Below are 15,377 nucleotides of genomic sequence, written 5' to 3'. Positions count from 1 at the left end.
GGTTACTCGCCGTCGACCGGGGGCGTCGGGCGAATCAGGATTTCGTTAACGTCGACATGGGCCGGCTGCGACAGGGCATAGACCACTGCGCGGCCGACATCCTCCGGTTGCAGGGCATAGGCTGGCGGTTCGTCGAACAACGGCGTGTCGACCATGCCCGGCTCGATCAGAGTGACCCGCACACCGCTGCCGCGCAGTTCTTCGCGCACGCTCAGACCCATCCCGGTCACCGCCCATTTGCTGGCGCTGTACATCGAGCCGGGAATGACGAAGCGCCCGGCCGCCGAACCGGTGAGCAGCAGATGACCGCGGCTGGCCTTCAAGGCGGCCAGCGCGCAGCGCAGGGTCAGGCCGACGCCGTAGACGTTGGTCAGCAGCATGGTTTTCCAGACTTCGGGATCGGCACCGCTGAAACCGCCCTCGCTGCCGGGGATGCCGGCGTTGGCGTAGACCGCATCGAGCTGGCCGTAGTGATCGAGCACGCGTTGCACCATGGCTTGTTGCTCGGCGTAATCGGTCACGTCGCAGCGAATGGCGAGGGCGCGCTGCGGCCCGATTTCATCGACCAGCTGCCGCAGCTTGTCCTCGGAGCGTGCGGCGAGCGCCAGCCGGTAGCCGGCCGCCGCTGCCAGACGTGCGGTTGCCGCGCCGATACCGGATGAGGCGCCGGTGATCAGCAGCACGTGATCGCTCATGGCCGCTCCTCAGTAGTTCGGCGTGGTTTCCGGAATGGCGCTGTCGTCGGTGATGAACGGCATGCTCCAGGGTTCGAGGGTGCAACCCTTGTCGATCAGCTCCTGACGGGTCTGCTCGATCACCTGTGCCATACGCAGCGGGTCGGCGTAGTCGCGCACCTGCGCCACGCGGGTGATCTCCTCGCCGCTGCCGTTCATCACGGTGAAGCCGAAGCTGTCGTCCTCGGGGTTGGCGCTGGTCACGCAACCACAGGGCAGGAAGGCTTCCGAGGCCAGTTGCATGGCGTTGTCGAGGCTGAGCGGGGTGGTGGTCATGGTCATCTCCGTTGCGTTGCGGATGTTTCAAGTTGACCGCCATATCCCATGGCCGTTTCCCGACCGCCGACCGACTGTCGCTTGTGCAAAGGCCGGGGCGCCACCATATTCGTCGGCATGACCACGTCATCCGTCGATCCACTTGGCCGTTTCCACCCCGCCGTGGCGGGCTGGTTTTCCCGCAGCTTTCCCGCACCGACGCCGGCCCAGGCGGCTGCCTGGCCCCTTATTCGTGCCGGTCGTTCGACCCTGGTGGCCGCGCCGACTGGGTCGGGCAAGACGCTGACCGCATTTCTCGCCGCCATCGATGACCTGGTGCAGCAGGGGCTGGCCGAGGGCGGCCTGGCCGACGCGACGCGCGTGCTCTATGTCTCGCCATTGAAGGCCTTGTCCAACGACATCCATATCAACCTGGAGGAGCCGCTCGCCGGGATCACCGCCGAGCTGGCGCGTCTGGGGCTACCAGCGCTGGAAATCCGCACCGCGGTGCGTACCGGCGACACGCCGCAGGCCGAGCGCAACGCCATGCGCAAGCGCGTCCCGCATATCCTCGTCACCACGCCGGAATCGCTCTATGTGCTGCTCGGCTCGGCATCTGGGCGCGAAATGCTCGCCGATGTGCAGAGCGTGATTGTCGACGAGATTCACGCCATCGCCGGCAACAAGCGTGGCAGCCATCTGGCGCTGTCGCTGGAGCGACTGGAAGCGCTCTGCAATCGGCCGCTGGTGCGGGTCGGCCTGTCGGCGACGCAGAAGCCGATCGATGCGGTGGCGCGTTTTCTGGTCGGCGTCGAGCGACCGTGCGAGATCGTCGATATCGGCCATGGCCGCGCCCGCGACCTGGCGCTGGAAGTGCCGCCGGTGCCGCTGGAGGCGGTGATGAGCAACGATGCCTGGGCGCTGGTCTACGACCGCCTCGCGGCACTGGCTGGCGAGCATCGCACCACGCTGGTGTTCGTCAACACGCGGCGCCTGGCCGAGCGCACCACCCGCCACCTGGCCGAGCGGTTGGGTGCAGAGGTGGTCGCTGCGCATCACGGCAGTCTGGCCCGCGAACAGCGGCTGAGCGCCGAGCAGAAGCTCAAGCGCGGCGAGTTGCGGGTACTGGTCGCGACGGCCTCGCTGGAGCTGGGTATCGACATCGGTGATGTCGAGTTGGTCTGTCAGCTGGGTTCGCCACGCTCGATCTCGGCCTTTCTGCAGCGGGTCGGGCGCGCCGGGCACCAGGTCGCCGGGGTGTCCAAGGGGCGGCTGTTTCCCAGCTCCCGCGACGACCTGATCGAGTGTGCCGCGCTGCTCGACGCCGTGCGTCGTGGCGAGCTGGACACGCTGAAGATCCCGCACGCGCCGCTGGACGTGCTGGCGCAACAGATCGTCGCGGAAGTGGCCTGTCGTGAGTGGGGCGAGGATGAGCTGTTGCAGTCGTTTCACCGCGCGACGCCCTATGCCGCGCTCGACGATGCGACCTTCCAGGCACTGCTGCGAATGCTCGCCGAGGGCTATACGACCCGCCACGGAACCCGCGGCGCCTATCTGCACCGTGATCTCGCGACGCGCAGCCTGCGTGGCCGGCGCGGTGGCCGGCTGACCGCACTGACCTCCGGCGGCACCATCGCCGACAACGCCGACTATGCCGTGCTGCTGGAGCCGCAGGGGCTGAATATCGGCACGGTGAACGAGGACTTCGCGGTGGAGAGCCTGGCCGGCGATGTGTTCCAGCTGGGTAACACCTCGTATCGCATCCTCAAGATCGAGTCCGGGCGGGTGCGTGTCGAAGATGCTCAGGGCATGCCGCCGAGCATTCCCTTCTGGCTGGGCGAGGCGCCAGGGCGCAGCGACGAGCTGTCCTTTGCCGTGGCGCGGCTGCGTGACGAGATCGATCGGCGGTTGGCTGAGGGGGCGGCGGTGGGCAGGGTGGACCTGTCGCCCGCCATCGATTGGCTTACCGGCACCCTTGGCCTGGCGGAAACCGCCGCGCGACAGATCGTCGAATACCTGGCGCGTGCCCGCTCCGCACTTGGCGCCTTGCCGACTCAGCAGCGGCTGGTGATGGAGCGCTTCTTCGACGAGTCCGGCGGCACCCAGCTGGTCATTCATTCGCCCTATGGCAGCCGCATCAATCGCGCCTGGGGGCTGGCACTGCGCAAGCGCTTCTGCCGCACCTTCAACTTCGAGCTGCAGGCGGCGGCCACCGAGGACGCCATCATTCTTTCGCTGTCCACCAGTCACAGCTTTCCGCTGGCGGAAGTCTGGCGCTACCTGCATTCGGCCAGCGCCGAGCAGGTGCTGATCCAGGCACTGCTGGATGCGCCGCTGTTCGGTGTGCGCTGGCGCTGGATCGCCACCACGGCACTGGCGTTGCCGCGCATGGCCGGCGGACGCAAGGTCGCGCCGCAGCTACAGCGAATGAAGAGCGACGATCTGCTGGCCACGGTCTTTCCCGACCAGGTTGCCTGCCTGGAAAATATCGTCGGCGAGCGCGAGATTCCCGATCATCCGCTTGTACGCCAGACCCTCGATGACTGCCTGCACGAGGCCATGGATAGCGAAGGCTGGCTCGCGCTGCTGCGGCGCATGGAGGGCGGCGAGGTCGAACTGCTGGCGCGTGATCTGCCGGCGCCGTCGCCGCTAGCCATGGAGATTCTCGGCGCACGGCCTTACGCCTTTCTCGACGATGCACCGCTGGAAGAGCGCCGCACCCAGGCGGTGCTCGCGCGGCGCTGGAGCGATCCGGAGTCGGCTGACGATCTGGGCGCGCTGGACCCGGAAGCGATCGCCGCCGTGCGTGAGGAGGCCTGGCCCGAGGCGCGCAGTGCCGACGAGTTGCACGAGGCGCTGACAGCGCTCGGTTGCATTGCCGAAGCCGAGACCGTCGCACAGTCGCAATGGGGCGAATGGCTGGCCGAACTGGCCCGTGGCGGCCGCGCGACGCGCATGCAGGTGGCGCACGACCGCGTCCTCTGGTTGCCGCTCGAGCGCCTGATGCTGCTGCGCGCGGTCTATCCGCAGGCCCCGTTCCAGCCGCATCTGCAGGCGCCCGGCGGCTACGATCAGCCAATCGAGGAAGAAGCGGCACTGGTCGAGCTGATTCGTGCGCGGCTGAGCGGCTTCGGCCCGCTGCCGGTGGCGTTGATCGCGCGGCCGCTGGCGTTGCCGGCCTCTGCCGTCGCGGCGGCGCTGGTCCGTCTGGAAAGCCAGGGTTACGTGATGCGCGGGCGTTTCAGCGCTGGCGCAGTGGAGGAGGAGTGGTGCGAGCGGCATCTGCTGGCGCGTATCCATCGCTACACGGTCAAGCGCCTGCGGCGGGAGATCGAGCCGGTCGAACGTGTCGATTTCATGCGCTTTCTTGCTGACTGGCAGCATCTGTCCGCGACCACGCGCATGCAGGGGCGCGAGGCGCTGCCCACGGTTGTCGAACAGCTGGAGGGCTTTCAGGCCGCGGCCGCAGCGTGGGAAGCCGATCTCTTGCCGGCGCGCCTGAAGGATTATGGCGGCACCTGGCTGGACGAGCTGTGCCGCTCCGGCCGTATTGTCTGGACGCGGCTGGCCGGGCGACTCAGGGCTAGCGGCGGGCCGGTGCGCGGCACGCCGATCGTGCTGCTGCCGCGGCGCCAGTTACCGACCTGGTATGCACTGGCCAGCGATGCGCCGGCGCCGGAGCTGTCTTCACGGGCACAGCGGGTGCTCGAATGCCTGAACGCCCAGGGCGCGCTGTTCTTCGATGAGCTGCAGCACGACGCGCATCTGCTGCGCAGCGAACTGGAGGATGCCCTTGGCGAGCTGGTGGCGGTGGGCTTGGTAAACGCCGACAGCTTCGCCGGTCTGCGCGCATTGCTGGCGCCGGCGAGCAAGCGCTCGCGCACGGCCCGGCGAAGCCGCGGGGGTGCCTTTATCGGCGGGATGGATGACGCCGGCCGCTGGGCACTGGTGCGCAAGTCTGGAGCGGGCGAAGAGGAGGCAAGAACACCGGCGTTCGATGCAGAGGCGCTGGAGCACATTGCCCGTGTGCTGCTGCGCCGTTACGGCGTGGTGTGCTGGCGCCTGCTGGCGCGTGAAGCGGACTGGTTGCCGCCCTGGCGCGACCTGCTGCGGGTCTACCATCAGCTGGAAGCCCGTGGCGAGATTCGCGGCGGGCGCTTTGTCGCGGCGGTGGCGGGCGAGCAGTTCGCTCTGCCGGAGGCGCTTGGCTTGCTGCGCGAGGTGCGCAAGCGGCCGCTGACCGGCGAGATGCTGGCGGTGTCCGCGGTCGATCCGTTCAATCAGCTCGGCACTCTGTTACCAGGCTCCAGGGTGCCCGCCCTGGCGGCAAATCGGATCCTGTTTCGCGACGGGCTGCCGGTGGCTGTGCTGGCGGCGGGCAAGCCGCAATGGCTGGTCGAACTGGACGAGGAAGCCCAGCGCGAGGCGCGCCGTCTGCTGACGCCAGCCAGACGTTGAGCGGTCAGTAGCCCGTCTGGTAAGTGCAGCTGGTCAATTTCGGCGCCCATGGCCCCGATGCTGTGTTGCTGCTCCTTGCCATGGCCCGCCAGGACCCGTCGCAGCGCCTTGTTTTGCAGCCATGTTCATCCGAACCTGCCTCAACCCACTCACCGCCCAAGCCACCAGGGATCAGGCTGTCGGCGCCAGGCATTTCAGGTCGCCGAAGTCGGTGCGCAGCTGCGCCAGGCGCCCGCTGAGGTGTGTCCGCTGCCCTTCGTCGGCAAGGCTGTAGAGGTCGGCCACCAGGTCCAATCCGGCCTGCTCGGCACGCTGCAACGCGGCCTGATCGTTCGTACTCAGCAACGCCTCGCGCTCCTGCAGCAGCTGCGCGATGCGGTCATCGAAATCGTCGCGGTGGCGCTGCTCGACCGCGGCCAATAGCAGCTCTTGCCAGCGCTCGCGGTTGCTCAGCCAGCGGCTGTTCTGCTCGTTCAGGGCGTGAGACCAGAGCAGCACACGTTGACGCTGGGCCGCGTTCAACTGGCCGAACCAGTACTGCAGACGCTCCTGCATGCGCTCGGCGCGCTCGCGAATCTGCCGTTCCAGCGGCGGAGCCAGGTATTTCTCCCGGTACTCCTCTCGGTTTTCCTCCAGCGCGTTGCGCAGTTCGGCGACCTGCTTGTCGCTCAGGGCACGCAGCAGGTCCGTTGCGGTGGGGGTGATCTCTACGGCAACGCTGTGCATGGCGTCGCGGACGTCGCGGTACTGTGGCTCGAGATCGCGGCGATCGAGCTGGCCGCCAGCAGTTTCGCGCTCAAGCTGTTCGAGGTTGGCCAGCAGTTCCGGCAATTGCGTGCTGCAGTGCCAGGCCAGGTGCTCGCGCAGGCGTTCGCGCAGCTCGTCCTTCTGACGGTTATCGAGGTCGAGATAGTCGTTGAGCGTCCAGGGCACGACCATGTCGAGGTTGCGATAGACCAGGGTGGCGCGGCTGCAGCCGTTCAACAGCGCGGCGCAGAGCAGGGTCAGCAGGAGCAGGCTGGCAATGGGGCGCATCGTCTTTCCTCGAGCGTCGGCGGCTGTTCTGTAGAGCCACGGCAGCGCCGGGGGTTCGGCTGGCGGACCGTTTCGTCGGTGCCGGCGAGCAAAGGCGGCTGGCCTGTGGTCTTCCCTACATGGAGTCGTTCCGACGATATGGGGCGGCCGCCTTACCCAGCAGCAGTGGAGAAAAGCCATGACCTCTCAGATCAAGCACCTCAGCGGCGAAGACGTACCCAAGGCCTGGCGCCCGACCTGGGCCGTGTGCTGGGTAGTGGAGCTGAACGGCACCATCGTCGGTGGCCCCTACGCCACCGAACAGGAAGCGCGTGCGGTGGCCGATGGCGACGAGGAGCCGCGGATCTCGCAGACCCCGGCGCCCTGAAACGGTAATCCCAGGCGCCTGGGCCCGTAACTAGCGGGACTGTTCCAGGCAGTGCTGCGGGCAGGGCGCCTGATACGGGACCGATGGCGGTGGCGGAGCGACCAGCTGATTCACCAGCTCCAGTGATTTATCGAAGGATGGATAGCCGCTGCGCGCGACATCCAGCTCGCCGTAGGCGTCGCGGTAGCGTTCCGCGCGATCCTCGTCTGCTTCGTTGAGCAGGTACGGCTCGTGATAGATCTTGTAGAGCAGCGCCACCGCATGGGGGTGGCCCTTGCGCTTGGCCTTCTCCAACAGGTCGAGTACCTCCGATGGCTCCGGGCCTTGGCGAATCAGCAGCAGGGCCTGATAGAACTCAGTCTCGCCGCGCCGATCCAGCTTCGCACTGCGATCGAGCAGCGCCTGGGCAAGTTCGTAGCTGTCTTCGTCGCCGATCGAAATCAGAATCTTCGCCTGCATCAGGTCATTCTGGTACAGCAGCCGTTCGGCACGACATTGGTCGTTCCAGTCGCGGTCGCAGGATTGAGTGGCGCAGCCGCCGAGGGTCAATAGCAGGCTGACCAGCAGTGCCTTTTTCATGGCTGAATTGGTACTCCGTTCTCTTTTCGCCAGTATGAGCCGTGCCAGCTTCGATTCGCCAGTGGCGCTTACGTTCGCTCAATAATTGGGGCAGGGCGCGCTCATCTCTTGCAGGCCGTAGCGCCTGAGCAGGGTCTGCCAGCGTGCGCTGTGCGGCAGATCGGCGATGAGCTGATGCACGAACTGCGTGGTTTCGGCCGGCTGGCGGTCATGAGCACATGGCGGTCGAAGACGTAGAGCGGGCGTGGCGAAACATGCAGCGGTGCGTCCGGCACCTCTGTCAGGCTGAAGAACAGCCGTGAGGAGCGCGGCATCAACGCGACATCGATGCGCTGGTTGAGCAGCTTGTTCAGATTCTGCAGATCGTTGTGCACGTCTTCGCGCTGGATCAGGCCCTTGTCGATGTCGCCTTCCAGCGCCCGGTAGAGATGCCCGAGCACGCCACCCAGCCGCAGCCCGTGCAGCGATTTCGGGCCGTCATAGTCGACCGGCTTGTCGTTGTGGGACACGAAGTCCTGGATGTCGCACAGCAGAGGCCGAGTCCAGCTGGCGCCGGCGGTGAGGCGCTCGGGGAAGAACTCCGGCGTGGCCCATAGGAGGATGCCGGGCTCCTTGTCCTCGAGGCGTGCATCGAGACGTTTGCGCGGCAACTGGGTCAACTGAAAGTCGTAGCGGTCCTGGTTGGTCGGATGCTCGTTGAGCAATTGCACCAGCGCTTCGGAGAGCCCGGGGTTCTGCCCCGAGGCAAAGGGCGGCGAGGGTTGGTAAGCCCATACGGCGACGGGCTCGGCAGCCAGGATGCTCAGCGGGAAAACGGTCAGCAGCAGGAGCATCAGTTTCTGCATCGCGGTCCTGTCTTGAGTGAAAGCGCCGTCGTGGCGAATTGCCGCTCAAGACTGATTCAGCAGGGCAGGTAAAGCAAGCGTGCTCCGCCAGCCGGTGCTGGCGATGGCGTGCGGGTGCGGCGTCAGAAGCGCTCGTGTTCGCCGGCAAAACGCCACTGGCCGGCCGGTAGTTTGGCCATGGACAGGCGGCCGATGCGAATGCGTTTGCAGGCCAGCACCGTCAGCCCGATAGCTTCGCAGAGCAGGCGGACCTCGCCGGGCGCGGGTTCCTTGATCACCAGACGCAGACGGTTTTCGCTCTGCCAGCTGACCTTGGCCTTGGGCAGGATCTTGCCGCGGTGGCCAATGCCCTTGGCGAGCAGGGCCAGCCCGTTTTCTTCGGCTTCGCCGCTCACTTCGACGACGTATTCCTGCTCCAGCTTGTCGCGCGTGCTGGTGAGCAGGCGGATCACTTCACGTTGCTGGCTGAAGACGGTCAGCCCGCTGGCGTCGGCGTCCAGTGGCAGCAACAGGTTCTGCTGGAGCAGATGGCGCTGCAGGGCTTCGTTGCGGCTGGGGTCGTCGCTCCAGTGCTCGCTGGCCTGCAGTACGCGGCGGGTGCTGTCGACGTCGGCATCGATCACCTGCCCGGCAGGTTTGTGCAGCAGCAGCGTCACAGGCGTGATTTCCTTCGCGGTAGCGCCGGCCTGCAGTTCGACACGCTGTTCAGGTCGCACCTTGATGAAAGGCACTTCGACCAGTTCTCCGTCGACCGTTACCCAACCACCCTCGATATACAGCTCGGCCTCGCGCCGGGAACAGCCGAGTTGCTCGGCGAGGCGTTTGGCAAGGCGTACGGGGTCGGTCATGGTGCGCTCGGAGACGAGAAAGGAGGGGGTAGAACGCGGCGAGCCATGATAAAGCCGGCTCGCCGAAGGCGGTTCAGATCACTTCTTGCTGATGGTGATCTGGCGGGAAGGACCGTTGGTCTGGCCACTCACACCGTTGGGGATGGTCTGGACTTCGCCGCCTGCCTTGATGAAAGCGGCCATTTGCGCAGCGAGGGACTGGCTGGTTTCGGTGGCGGGTTCGGGCTTGCGCTTGGCGCTGGTGGTTTTAGTGGCCATGGATCGCTTTTCCTTTAATCAGTCGAACCGGGCATTATACAGAGTTGATCAAAATTTGTTCAGGTTTTTGCAGGCCGTCATTTCTTGAAGCGTTTTTGCAACCACTCAGCGAGCCGTCTGGTCTTCAATTAGCCGCGAAAGCGAGTTTCTCGACGCCGGATCATCACCTGAGAGGAAGACCATGCTGCGCCATGCCATTCGCACCACGCTCTGTGGTTTTGCCATCGCCGCTTCGCTGCAGGCTGTCGCCGAAACTGAACGTCATTCCAGCGAGGCCGGGCCGGTAACGGTCAAGGAGATCGCCAGCGGCCTTGAAAACGCCTGGGCACTTGCCTTCCTGCCGGACGGCAAGCGCATGCTGGTGACCGAACGGCCTGGACGCCTGCGCGTGATCGGCCTGGATGGCAGCCTCTCCGAGCCGCTTGCTGGCGTGCCGGAGGTCTTCGCCCGCTCCCAGGGTGGTTTGCTCGACGTGCGATTGTCGCCGGACTTCGAAAAGGACCGCCTGGTCTACCTGACCTATGCCGAGGCTGGTGAGCAGGGCAAGGCTGGAACGGCGGTCGGTCGTGGCCGGCTGAGTGACGATGACACACGGCTGGAGAACTTCGAGGTTATCTTCCGTCAGCTGCCGAAGCTCTCCACCGGGGTGCACTTCGGCTCGCGGCTGGTGTTCGACGGCAAGGGACACCTATTCGTCGCGCTCGGCGAAAACAATCAGCGGCCGACCTCGCAGGACCTCGACAAGCATCAGGGCAAGGTGGTGCGCATCAGCCTGGACGGCAGTGTGCCGGAGGACAACCCCTTCGTCGGCCAGGACGGCGTGCGGCCGGAAATCTGGTCCTACGGCCATCGCAACCAGCAGGGCGCCGCACTCAACCCCTGGAGCGGCGTGCTCTGGACCCACGAACATGGGCCGCGCGGCGGTGACGAGGTCAATATTCCCCAGGCCGGCAAGAACTACGGCTGGCCGCTGGCAACCCACGGCATCAACTACAGCATGCTGCCGATTCCTGAAGCCGAGGGCGAAACCGTCGAGGGCACCGAGCCGCCGCACCACGTCTGGAAAAAATCGCCGGGCGTCAGTGGGATGGCGTTCTACGATGCCGAGCGCTTTCCCGGCTGGCAGCACAGTCTGTTCATCGGCGCGCTGGTGGATCAGTCGCTGATACGCCTGCAGCTCGACGGCGACCGCGTGGTTGGTGAGGAACGCCTGCTCAAGGACCTCGGTGCGCGCATCCGCGACGTACGCCTTGGGCCCGACGGTTACCTCTATGTGCTGACCGATGCGGGCAATGGCAAGTTGCTTCAGGTTGGCCTGGACACCCAGTAAGTCTCACCTGGCGGGGTTGCCGGCCCCGTCTTGCCAAGTCACGTCGCGCCAATCGCCCCTGTGCACGGAGCATTCGCGCTCGTCGCCTGTCCCACTCTCATAATGGCCAGCCCTGCTGGCCGTCGCAGTGTGGTGATTTGAACAATAAGATCGAGGGAGACAGGCCGTGGCTGTGGTCATCAGCGGAGTGTTCTGCATCATCGTCGGGCTCGCGCTCGGTGCAGGGGGAGCGAAGGTCGTCAGCCTTGGCGGTACCTGGTATTTCGCCATCGTCGCGGCAGGGTTTCTGCTGACCGGGGCGCTGCTGCTGATGCGCCGCCGCGCGGCGCTGTGGGTTTACGCGCTGCTGATGCTCGGGGCGCTCGGTTGGGCGCTGTACGAAGTGGGACTGGACTGGTGGCAGCTGGCGCCGCGCGGCAGCATCATCGCGCCGCTCGGGTTGTGGCTGCTGACGCCCTGGATCGCGCAGCGGCTGGGCTGGCAGCACTTCGGTTTTCGCGCCTGGGGTGGCGCCGCGCTGCCGCTGATGCTGGCGGTCGTGCTCTGGGGCGCAGCAGCGGTGTACGCCGTTGGGCACGACAGTCACGACATCAAGGGCATGCTGCCGCCACCTTTGGCCGAAGCGCCTGCCATGGACCAAGCCGTGCCGGCCGGCGACTGGCACGCCTACGGACGCAGCCAGCAGGGCCAGCGCTACTCGCCGCTGGCACAGATCACGCCGCACAACGTCGAGCGGCTGGAGCCGGTGTGGCATTACCAGACCGGGGATCTGCGCGGTCCGGACGATCCGGATGAAACCACCTACGAAGTCACCCCGCTCAAGGTCGATGACAGCCTGTACCTGTGCACGCCGCACAATCTGGTCATCGCGCTGGATGCCGAAACCGGCGAGGAGCGCTGGCGCTTCGATCCCGAGGTGCCGCATTCGGTCAACCGCCAGCACCTGACCTGCCGCGGGCTTTCCTACCATGCAGCGCCGCCGGCCACCGAGGGCCAGGCCTGTCGGCAGCGCCTGTTCATGCCAACCGCGGATGCCAGGCTGATCGCGCTGGATGCGAAGACCGGGGAGATTTGCCCCGGCTTCGGCGACAACGGTGCGGTGGATCTCTGGGCGAACATGCCCCACGTGAAGGAAGGCTTCTACTATTCCACGTCGCCGCCGGTGGTCGCGCGTGATCGGGTGATCGTCGGCGGAGCGGTGAATGACAACGTTCGCGCCAACGAGCCGTCCGGCGTCATCCGTGCCTATGACGTCTATACCGGCGAGCTGAAATGGAACTGGGACCCGGGCAATCCGGATGAAACGGCACCGATCGCCGCCGGGCAGACCTACAGCGCGAGCAGCCCGAACAGCTGGAGCATTTCCAGCGCGGACGAGGCGCTGGGGCTGATCTACGTGCCGCTGGGCAATCAGGTGCCGGATCAGTGGGGCGGTAAGCGCAGCGAGAACAGCGAGCGTTTTTCCTCCTCAATCGTCGCCCTCGATCTGGATAGCGGCCAGCTGCGCTGGGTCTTCCAGACCGTGCGCCATGACCTCTGGGACATGGATGTACCGGCGCAGCCGAGCCTGATCGACATCCAGACCGAGGAGGGTCCGGTGCCCGCGCTGGTGGCCCCGACCAAGCAGGGCGACATCTATGTACTCGACCGTCGCACGGGCGAGCCGGTCCTGCCGGTGCGCGAGGTGCCTGCACCGCAGGGCGCGGCCGAGGGTGACTGGGTCGCCAGGACGCAGCCTGCGTCGGCACTGACCTACGAGCCGCCGAAGCTGCAGGGCAAGGACCTGTGGGGTGCCACGCTGATCGACCAGATGATGTGCCACATCCAGTTCCACTCGCTGCGCTACGAAGGGCGGTACACACCGCCATCGACCCAAGGCACCCTGGTCCATCCGGGCAATTTCGGGGTGTTCAACTGGGGCGGCGTAGCGGTGGACCCGGTGCGGCAGATGGTGTTCAGCACGCCGGCCTATCTGGCCTTCACCGCCAAGCTGATTCCCCGGGAGGATGCCGAGACGACCTACGTGTCCGAGGAGGAGCCGTTCCTCAACGAGAACTTCGGCTCGCCCTTCGCCGTTGAGCTGAAGGCTTTCGTCTCGCCCATCGGCCTGCCATGCACCGCGCCGCCTTGGGGCTACGTGGCCGGCGCCGATCTGCGTACCGGCAAGACGCATTGGCTGCGCAAGAACGGCACGGTACGTGACCGCTCGCCGATTCCGCTGCCGTTCAAGATGGGCGTGCCGAGCCTTGGCGGACCGATGCTCACCGCCGGTGGCGTCGCCTTCCTGAGCGGCACGCTGGACTACTACCTGCGCGCCTACGATGTCAGCACCGGCCGCGAACTATGGAAAGCGCGTCTGCCGGCCGGTGGCCAGGCCACGCCGATGACCTACGAGAGCCGCTCGGGTCGGCAGATGGTCGTGGTGGTTGCCGGCGGGCATGGCTCGCTGGGTACCAAAGCCGGTGATTCGGTGATCGCCTATGCACTGCCACGCTGACAGGCGCTAGAATCGCCGCCTTTATATTCGGGACCGCCCACATGGCCGCAATCGGACGTTACAACAGCCTGCAGATCGTCAAGCACACCGGTTTCGGCCTCTATCTGGACGGCGGCCCGGACGGCGAAATCCTGCTGCCCAACCGCTACATCCCCAAGGACATGCCGACCGAGGTGGATGACTGGCTGAACGTCTTCATCTACCTCGATAGCGAGGACAAGCTGATCGCCACCACCGAAAAGCCCAAGGTGCAGGTCGGTGAATTCGCCAGTCTGAAGGTGGCCGAGATCAACCGGGTCGGATTGTTTCTCGACTGGGGACTACCCAAGGACCTGCTCTTGCCGCACTCGGAAGAGAAGCGGCCGCTGCAGGTGGGTGATTACTGCGTGGTCTACGTCTACATCGACAAGCGCACCCGGCGCATTACCGCCACGGCGCGCCTGGACCGCTATTTGGACAAGACCCCGGCGAACTACAAGGTAGGAGAAGCAGTGGACCTGCTGATCGTCGAAGCCACCGATCTCGGTTTCAAGGCGATCATCAACGGCCAGCACTGGGGCCTGATTCACAAGAACGAGGCGTTCAAGTTTCTCCGTGGCGGCATGCGCGAGCGCGGCTACATCAAGGAGCTGCGGCCCGACGGCAAGATCAGCCTGAGCCTGCAGCCGGTGGGCAGCGAAGCGACCGATGCGCTGCAGGCGTTGATCCTGCAGAAGTTGGAAGAAAACCAGGGCTCGCTGGATGTCAGCGACAAGAGCCCGGCCGAGGAAATTGCCCGTCGCTTCGGCGTCAGCAAGGGCAACTTCAAGAAGGCCATCGGTGGTCTGTACAAGCAGGGCCGCATCGTCATCCACCCGGATCGCATCGAGCGCGCCTGAGCCGATCCCATAGCGGGGTGGTCGCAATGACCAACCCAGTAGCCGCTACAGATCCAGATTGATCTGCCCGCTGCCGACTTCCTTTCTCAGCGACTCTCCGTTGCCCTCTGCATAGCTCAGCTGCCCGTCGACCAGGCGGGCAGGGGCGGTGAACGGGTGGGCGGTCGGCGGCTTCTCGTCCTGGATATGAAGGACTTCGATGCCGCGTATCTTCAACACGTCCGAAACCAGCGAACGATGGCAGCGCCACCAGAGCACCTCGGCGCACATCATCGCCGTGCGTCGTTGCGCCGCCATTTCCAGTAGGCGCTGCAGACCGCGGTTGAATTCATCGCTGCGCAAATGATCGGCATAGCCGCGAAAGGAGCTGTTGCGCCAGGCCAGGCTTGGCGAATCCTTCAGAGGTCGCCGTCTGCCGCCCAGCTCTTCGATCCATTGATAGTGCAGCCCGTGCGCTTCCAGACCTTCGCGCAGCGCTGCCTCGCCGAACTGCGGCAATCGCCGTGAGCCGGGAAAGCGGCGGACGTCGGCGATGGCCTCGATCTGATGGTGGCGCAGTATCTCGATCAGCTGCTCCAGAGAGCGCGTCGAGTGGCCGATGGTCCACACCGTGGCTGGCTGAACCATGCCTCAGCTCAGCTTCCTGAGTGCCGACTCTTTATGCATCGCCACATGATCGGTCTTGTCGCTCTTGATCTCGTATTGCGGGGCATCCGGGCTGGCGTGCCGTGTGCGGCCCATGAATTCGGTGTCAGCTGTGTGCACGCGGGTGATGTGACCGCTAACCCGTCCTGCTTCCGAGTTCCAGCTGACGTGATCGCCCACTTTGTACTTATGGCTCATGGTGCCTCCGTTTCGTCGTTCGGTAAGGCATCCGACAGCCATCTGCCGAGGAAGATCGGTTACTTCCAGCAGCCAGTTTCTTAGCCCCAACAGATGGCTATCAGCTCTTCCGCTATATACCGTTCGTCGGCAAGACCGATAGCGGTTAATCCCTCTTAAGACCGCAGAAGTTCAAAAAGCCGACGCTTATTTTTGCGCCAGGCAACCAACTAGGGCGGTTAAACGTAATATCAATTCGACAGCTATCGCCATATGAGTAATGGCAACTTAATGTTATTTTCCCTGTATGGCGTTTTTCTGGCGATCTATTACTGACAAAAAAATTTCCATTAATTTTTGGAACCTATTATAAAGCCGCCACACAAGACGATTTACCGGTTTGTTCAGGGGTGGACGGCGGGAAATTTCTTGTTGAACGGTTCGTTTGTTGTGACACCGCGGCCCTCCTCA

At 65.1% G+C, this 15,377-nt stretch carries 13 protein-coding genes and 1 pseudogene; 5 read left to right on the top strand and 9 right to left on the bottom strand.

The window, feature by feature from the left end:
* Nucleotides 1–2: 2 nt before the first annotated feature.
* Together LLJ08_RS14270 and LLJ08_RS14265 are read right to left on the bottom strand one after the other, a co-directional pair.
* Nucleotides 3–695: an SDR family oxidoreductase gene (locus LLJ08_RS14270; protein WP_228207319.1), complete on the bottom strand. Its 693-nt coding sequence runs from the start codon at nt 693–695 to the stop codon at nt 3–5.
* Nucleotides 696–704: 9 nt separating this feature from the next.
* Nucleotides 705–1,010: a hypothetical protein gene (locus tag LLJ08_RS14265; protein WP_014819807.1), complete on the bottom strand. Its 306-nt coding sequence runs from the start codon at nt 1,008–1,010 to the stop codon at nt 705–707.
* A gap of 117 nt (nt 1,011–1,127) precedes the next feature.
* On the opposite strand from LLJ08_RS14265, the gene LLJ08_RS14260 reads away from it, so the two are divergent.
* Entirely contained in the window at nt 1,128–5,447 is a 4,320-nt protein-coding gene (locus LLJ08_RS14260; RefSeq protein ID WP_228207318.1) for a DEAD/DEAH box helicase, read from the top strand.
* A gap of 171 nt (nt 5,448–5,618) precedes the next feature.
* Here the strand turns inward: LLJ08_RS14260 and LLJ08_RS14255 are convergent, their stop codons facing one another.
* On the bottom strand, nt 5,619–6,482 hold the full coding sequence (locus LLJ08_RS14255; protein WP_228207317.1) for a DUF6279 family lipoprotein: 864 nt from the start codon (nt 6,480–6,482) through the stop codon (nt 5,619–5,621).
* A 178-nt stretch (nt 6,483–6,660) separates the two neighbouring features.
* Here LLJ08_RS14255 and LLJ08_RS14250 point away from each other — a divergent pair, with 178 nt between their 5' ends.
* Nucleotides 6,661–6,849 carry a hypothetical protein gene (locus LLJ08_RS14250; RefSeq protein ID WP_014819810.1) on the top strand — a complete coding sequence of 63 codons (189 nt, stop codon included), beginning with the start codon at nt 6,661–6,663 and terminating at the stop codon, nt 6,847–6,849.
* A 30-nt stretch (nt 6,850–6,879) separates the two neighbouring features.
* Here LLJ08_RS14250 and LLJ08_RS14245 read toward each other — a convergent pair whose 3' ends face one another.
* The 4 genes and pseudogenes from LLJ08_RS14245 to LLJ08_RS14230 form a co-directional block, all read right to left on the bottom strand.
* On the bottom strand, nt 6,880–7,428 hold the full coding sequence (locus LLJ08_RS14245; protein ID WP_101274243.1) for a hypothetical protein: 549 nt from the start codon (nt 7,426–7,428) through the stop codon (nt 6,880–6,882).
* 78 nt (nt 7,429–7,506) lie between these two features.
* Nucleotides 7,507–8,273 (bottom strand): annotated as a pseudogene (locus tag LLJ08_RS14240) (PAAT family amino acid ABC transporter substrate-binding protein).
* A gap of 122 nt (nt 8,274–8,395) precedes the next feature.
* Nucleotides 8,396–9,121: an RNA pseudouridine synthase gene (locus tag LLJ08_RS14235; protein ID WP_228207316.1), complete on the bottom strand. Its 726-nt coding sequence runs from the start codon at nt 9,119–9,121 to the stop codon at nt 8,396–8,398.
* 78 nt (nt 9,122–9,199) lie between these two features.
* Nucleotides 9,200–9,379, bottom strand: a complete 180-nt coding sequence (locus LLJ08_RS14230; protein WP_014819814.1) for a hypothetical protein — start codon at nt 9,377–9,379, stop codon at nt 9,200–9,202.
* A gap of 181 nt (nt 9,380–9,560) precedes the next feature.
* Here LLJ08_RS14230 and LLJ08_RS14225 point away from each other — a divergent pair, with 181 nt between their 5' ends.
* From LLJ08_RS14225 to LLJ08_RS14215, 3 genes are all read left to right on the top strand, one after another.
* Complete coding sequence (locus LLJ08_RS14225) at nt 9,561–10,709, top strand: PQQ-dependent sugar dehydrogenase (RefSeq protein ID WP_228207315.1); 1,149 nt, start codon at nt 9,561–9,563, stop codon at nt 10,707–10,709.
* Between the two features lie 166 nt (nt 10,710–10,875).
* A complete protein-coding gene (locus LLJ08_RS14220) occupies nt 10,876–13,206 on the top strand; it encodes a glucose/quinate/shikimate family membrane-bound PQQ-dependent dehydrogenase (protein ID WP_221103030.1) in 2,331 nt (776 codons plus the stop codon).
* A gap of 41 nt (nt 13,207–13,247) precedes the next feature.
* Nucleotides 13,248–14,084, top strand: a complete 837-nt coding sequence (locus LLJ08_RS14215) for a CvfB family protein (RefSeq protein WP_046619815.1) — start codon at nt 13,248–13,250, stop codon at nt 14,082–14,084.
* 45 nt (nt 14,085–14,129) lie between these two features.
* On the opposite strand, the gene LLJ08_RS14210 is transcribed toward LLJ08_RS14215, so the two are convergent.
* A complete protein-coding gene (locus LLJ08_RS14210) occupies nt 14,130–14,711 on the bottom strand; it encodes a DUF488 domain-containing protein (protein WP_125877421.1) in 582 nt (193 codons plus the stop codon).
* Between the two features lie 3 nt (nt 14,712–14,714).
* The gene (locus LLJ08_RS14205) at nt 14,715–14,927 is read right to left on the bottom strand and encodes a hypervirulence associated TUDOR domain-containing protein (protein ID WP_014819819.1); all 213 of its coding nucleotides are present in this window, start codon (nt 14,925–14,927) and stop codon (nt 14,715–14,717) included.
* Nucleotides 14,928–15,377: the final 450 nt, after the last annotated feature.

It is taken from the genome of Stutzerimonas chloritidismutans (assembly GCF_020783375.1).
Classification (GTDB): Bacteria; Pseudomonadota; Gammaproteobacteria; order Pseudomonadales; family Pseudomonadaceae; genus Stutzerimonas; species Stutzerimonas kunmingensis.
Note: the sequence above shows the minus strand (reverse complement) of the source record. Positions and strands in the feature narration are given on the sequence as shown.

Bases quoted from the DNA above. Each gene is read 5' to 3' on its own strand.
- LLJ08_RS14270 (WP_228207319.1), bottom strand. From the start codon at position 695: ATGAGCGATCACGTGCTGCTGATCACCGGCGCCTCATCCGGTATCGGC.
- LLJ08_RS14265 (WP_014819807.1), bottom strand. From the start codon at position 1,010: ATGACCACCACCCCGCTCAGCCTCGACAACGCCATGCAACTGGCCTCG.
- LLJ08_RS14260 (WP_228207318.1), top strand. From the start codon at position 1,128: ATGACCACGTCATCCGTCGATCCACTTGGCCGTTTCCACCCCGCCGTG.
- LLJ08_RS14255 (WP_228207317.1), bottom strand. From the start codon at position 6,482: ATGCGCCCCATTGCCAGCCTGCTCCTGCTGACCCTGCTCTGCGCCGCG.
- LLJ08_RS14250 (WP_014819810.1), top strand. From the start codon at position 6,661: ATGACCTCTCAGATCAAGCACCTCAGCGGCGAAGACGTACCCAAGGCC.
- LLJ08_RS14245 (WP_101274243.1), bottom strand. From the start codon at position 7,428: ATGAAAAAGGCACTGCTGGTCAGCCTGCTATTGACCCTCGGCGGCTGC.
- LLJ08_RS14235 (WP_228207316.1), bottom strand. From the start codon at position 9,121: ATGACCGACCCCGTACGCCTTGCCAAACGCCTCGCCGAGCAACTCGGC.
- LLJ08_RS14230 (WP_014819814.1), bottom strand. From the start codon at position 9,379: ATGGCCACTAAAACCACCAGCGCCAAGCGCAAGCCCGAACCCGCCACC.
- LLJ08_RS14225 (WP_228207315.1), top strand. From the start codon at position 9,561: ATGCTGCGCCATGCCATTCGCACCACGCTCTGTGGTTTTGCCATCGCC.
- LLJ08_RS14215 (WP_046619815.1), top strand. From the start codon at position 13,248: ATGGCCGCAATCGGACGTTACAACAGCCTGCAGATCGTCAAGCACACC.
- LLJ08_RS14210 (WP_125877421.1), bottom strand. From the start codon at position 14,711: ATGGTTCAGCCAGCCACGGTGTGGACCATCGGCCACTCGACGCGCTCT.
- LLJ08_RS14205 (WP_014819819.1), bottom strand. From the start codon at position 14,927: ATGAGCCATAAGTACAAAGTGGGCGATCACGTCAGCTGGAACTCGGAA.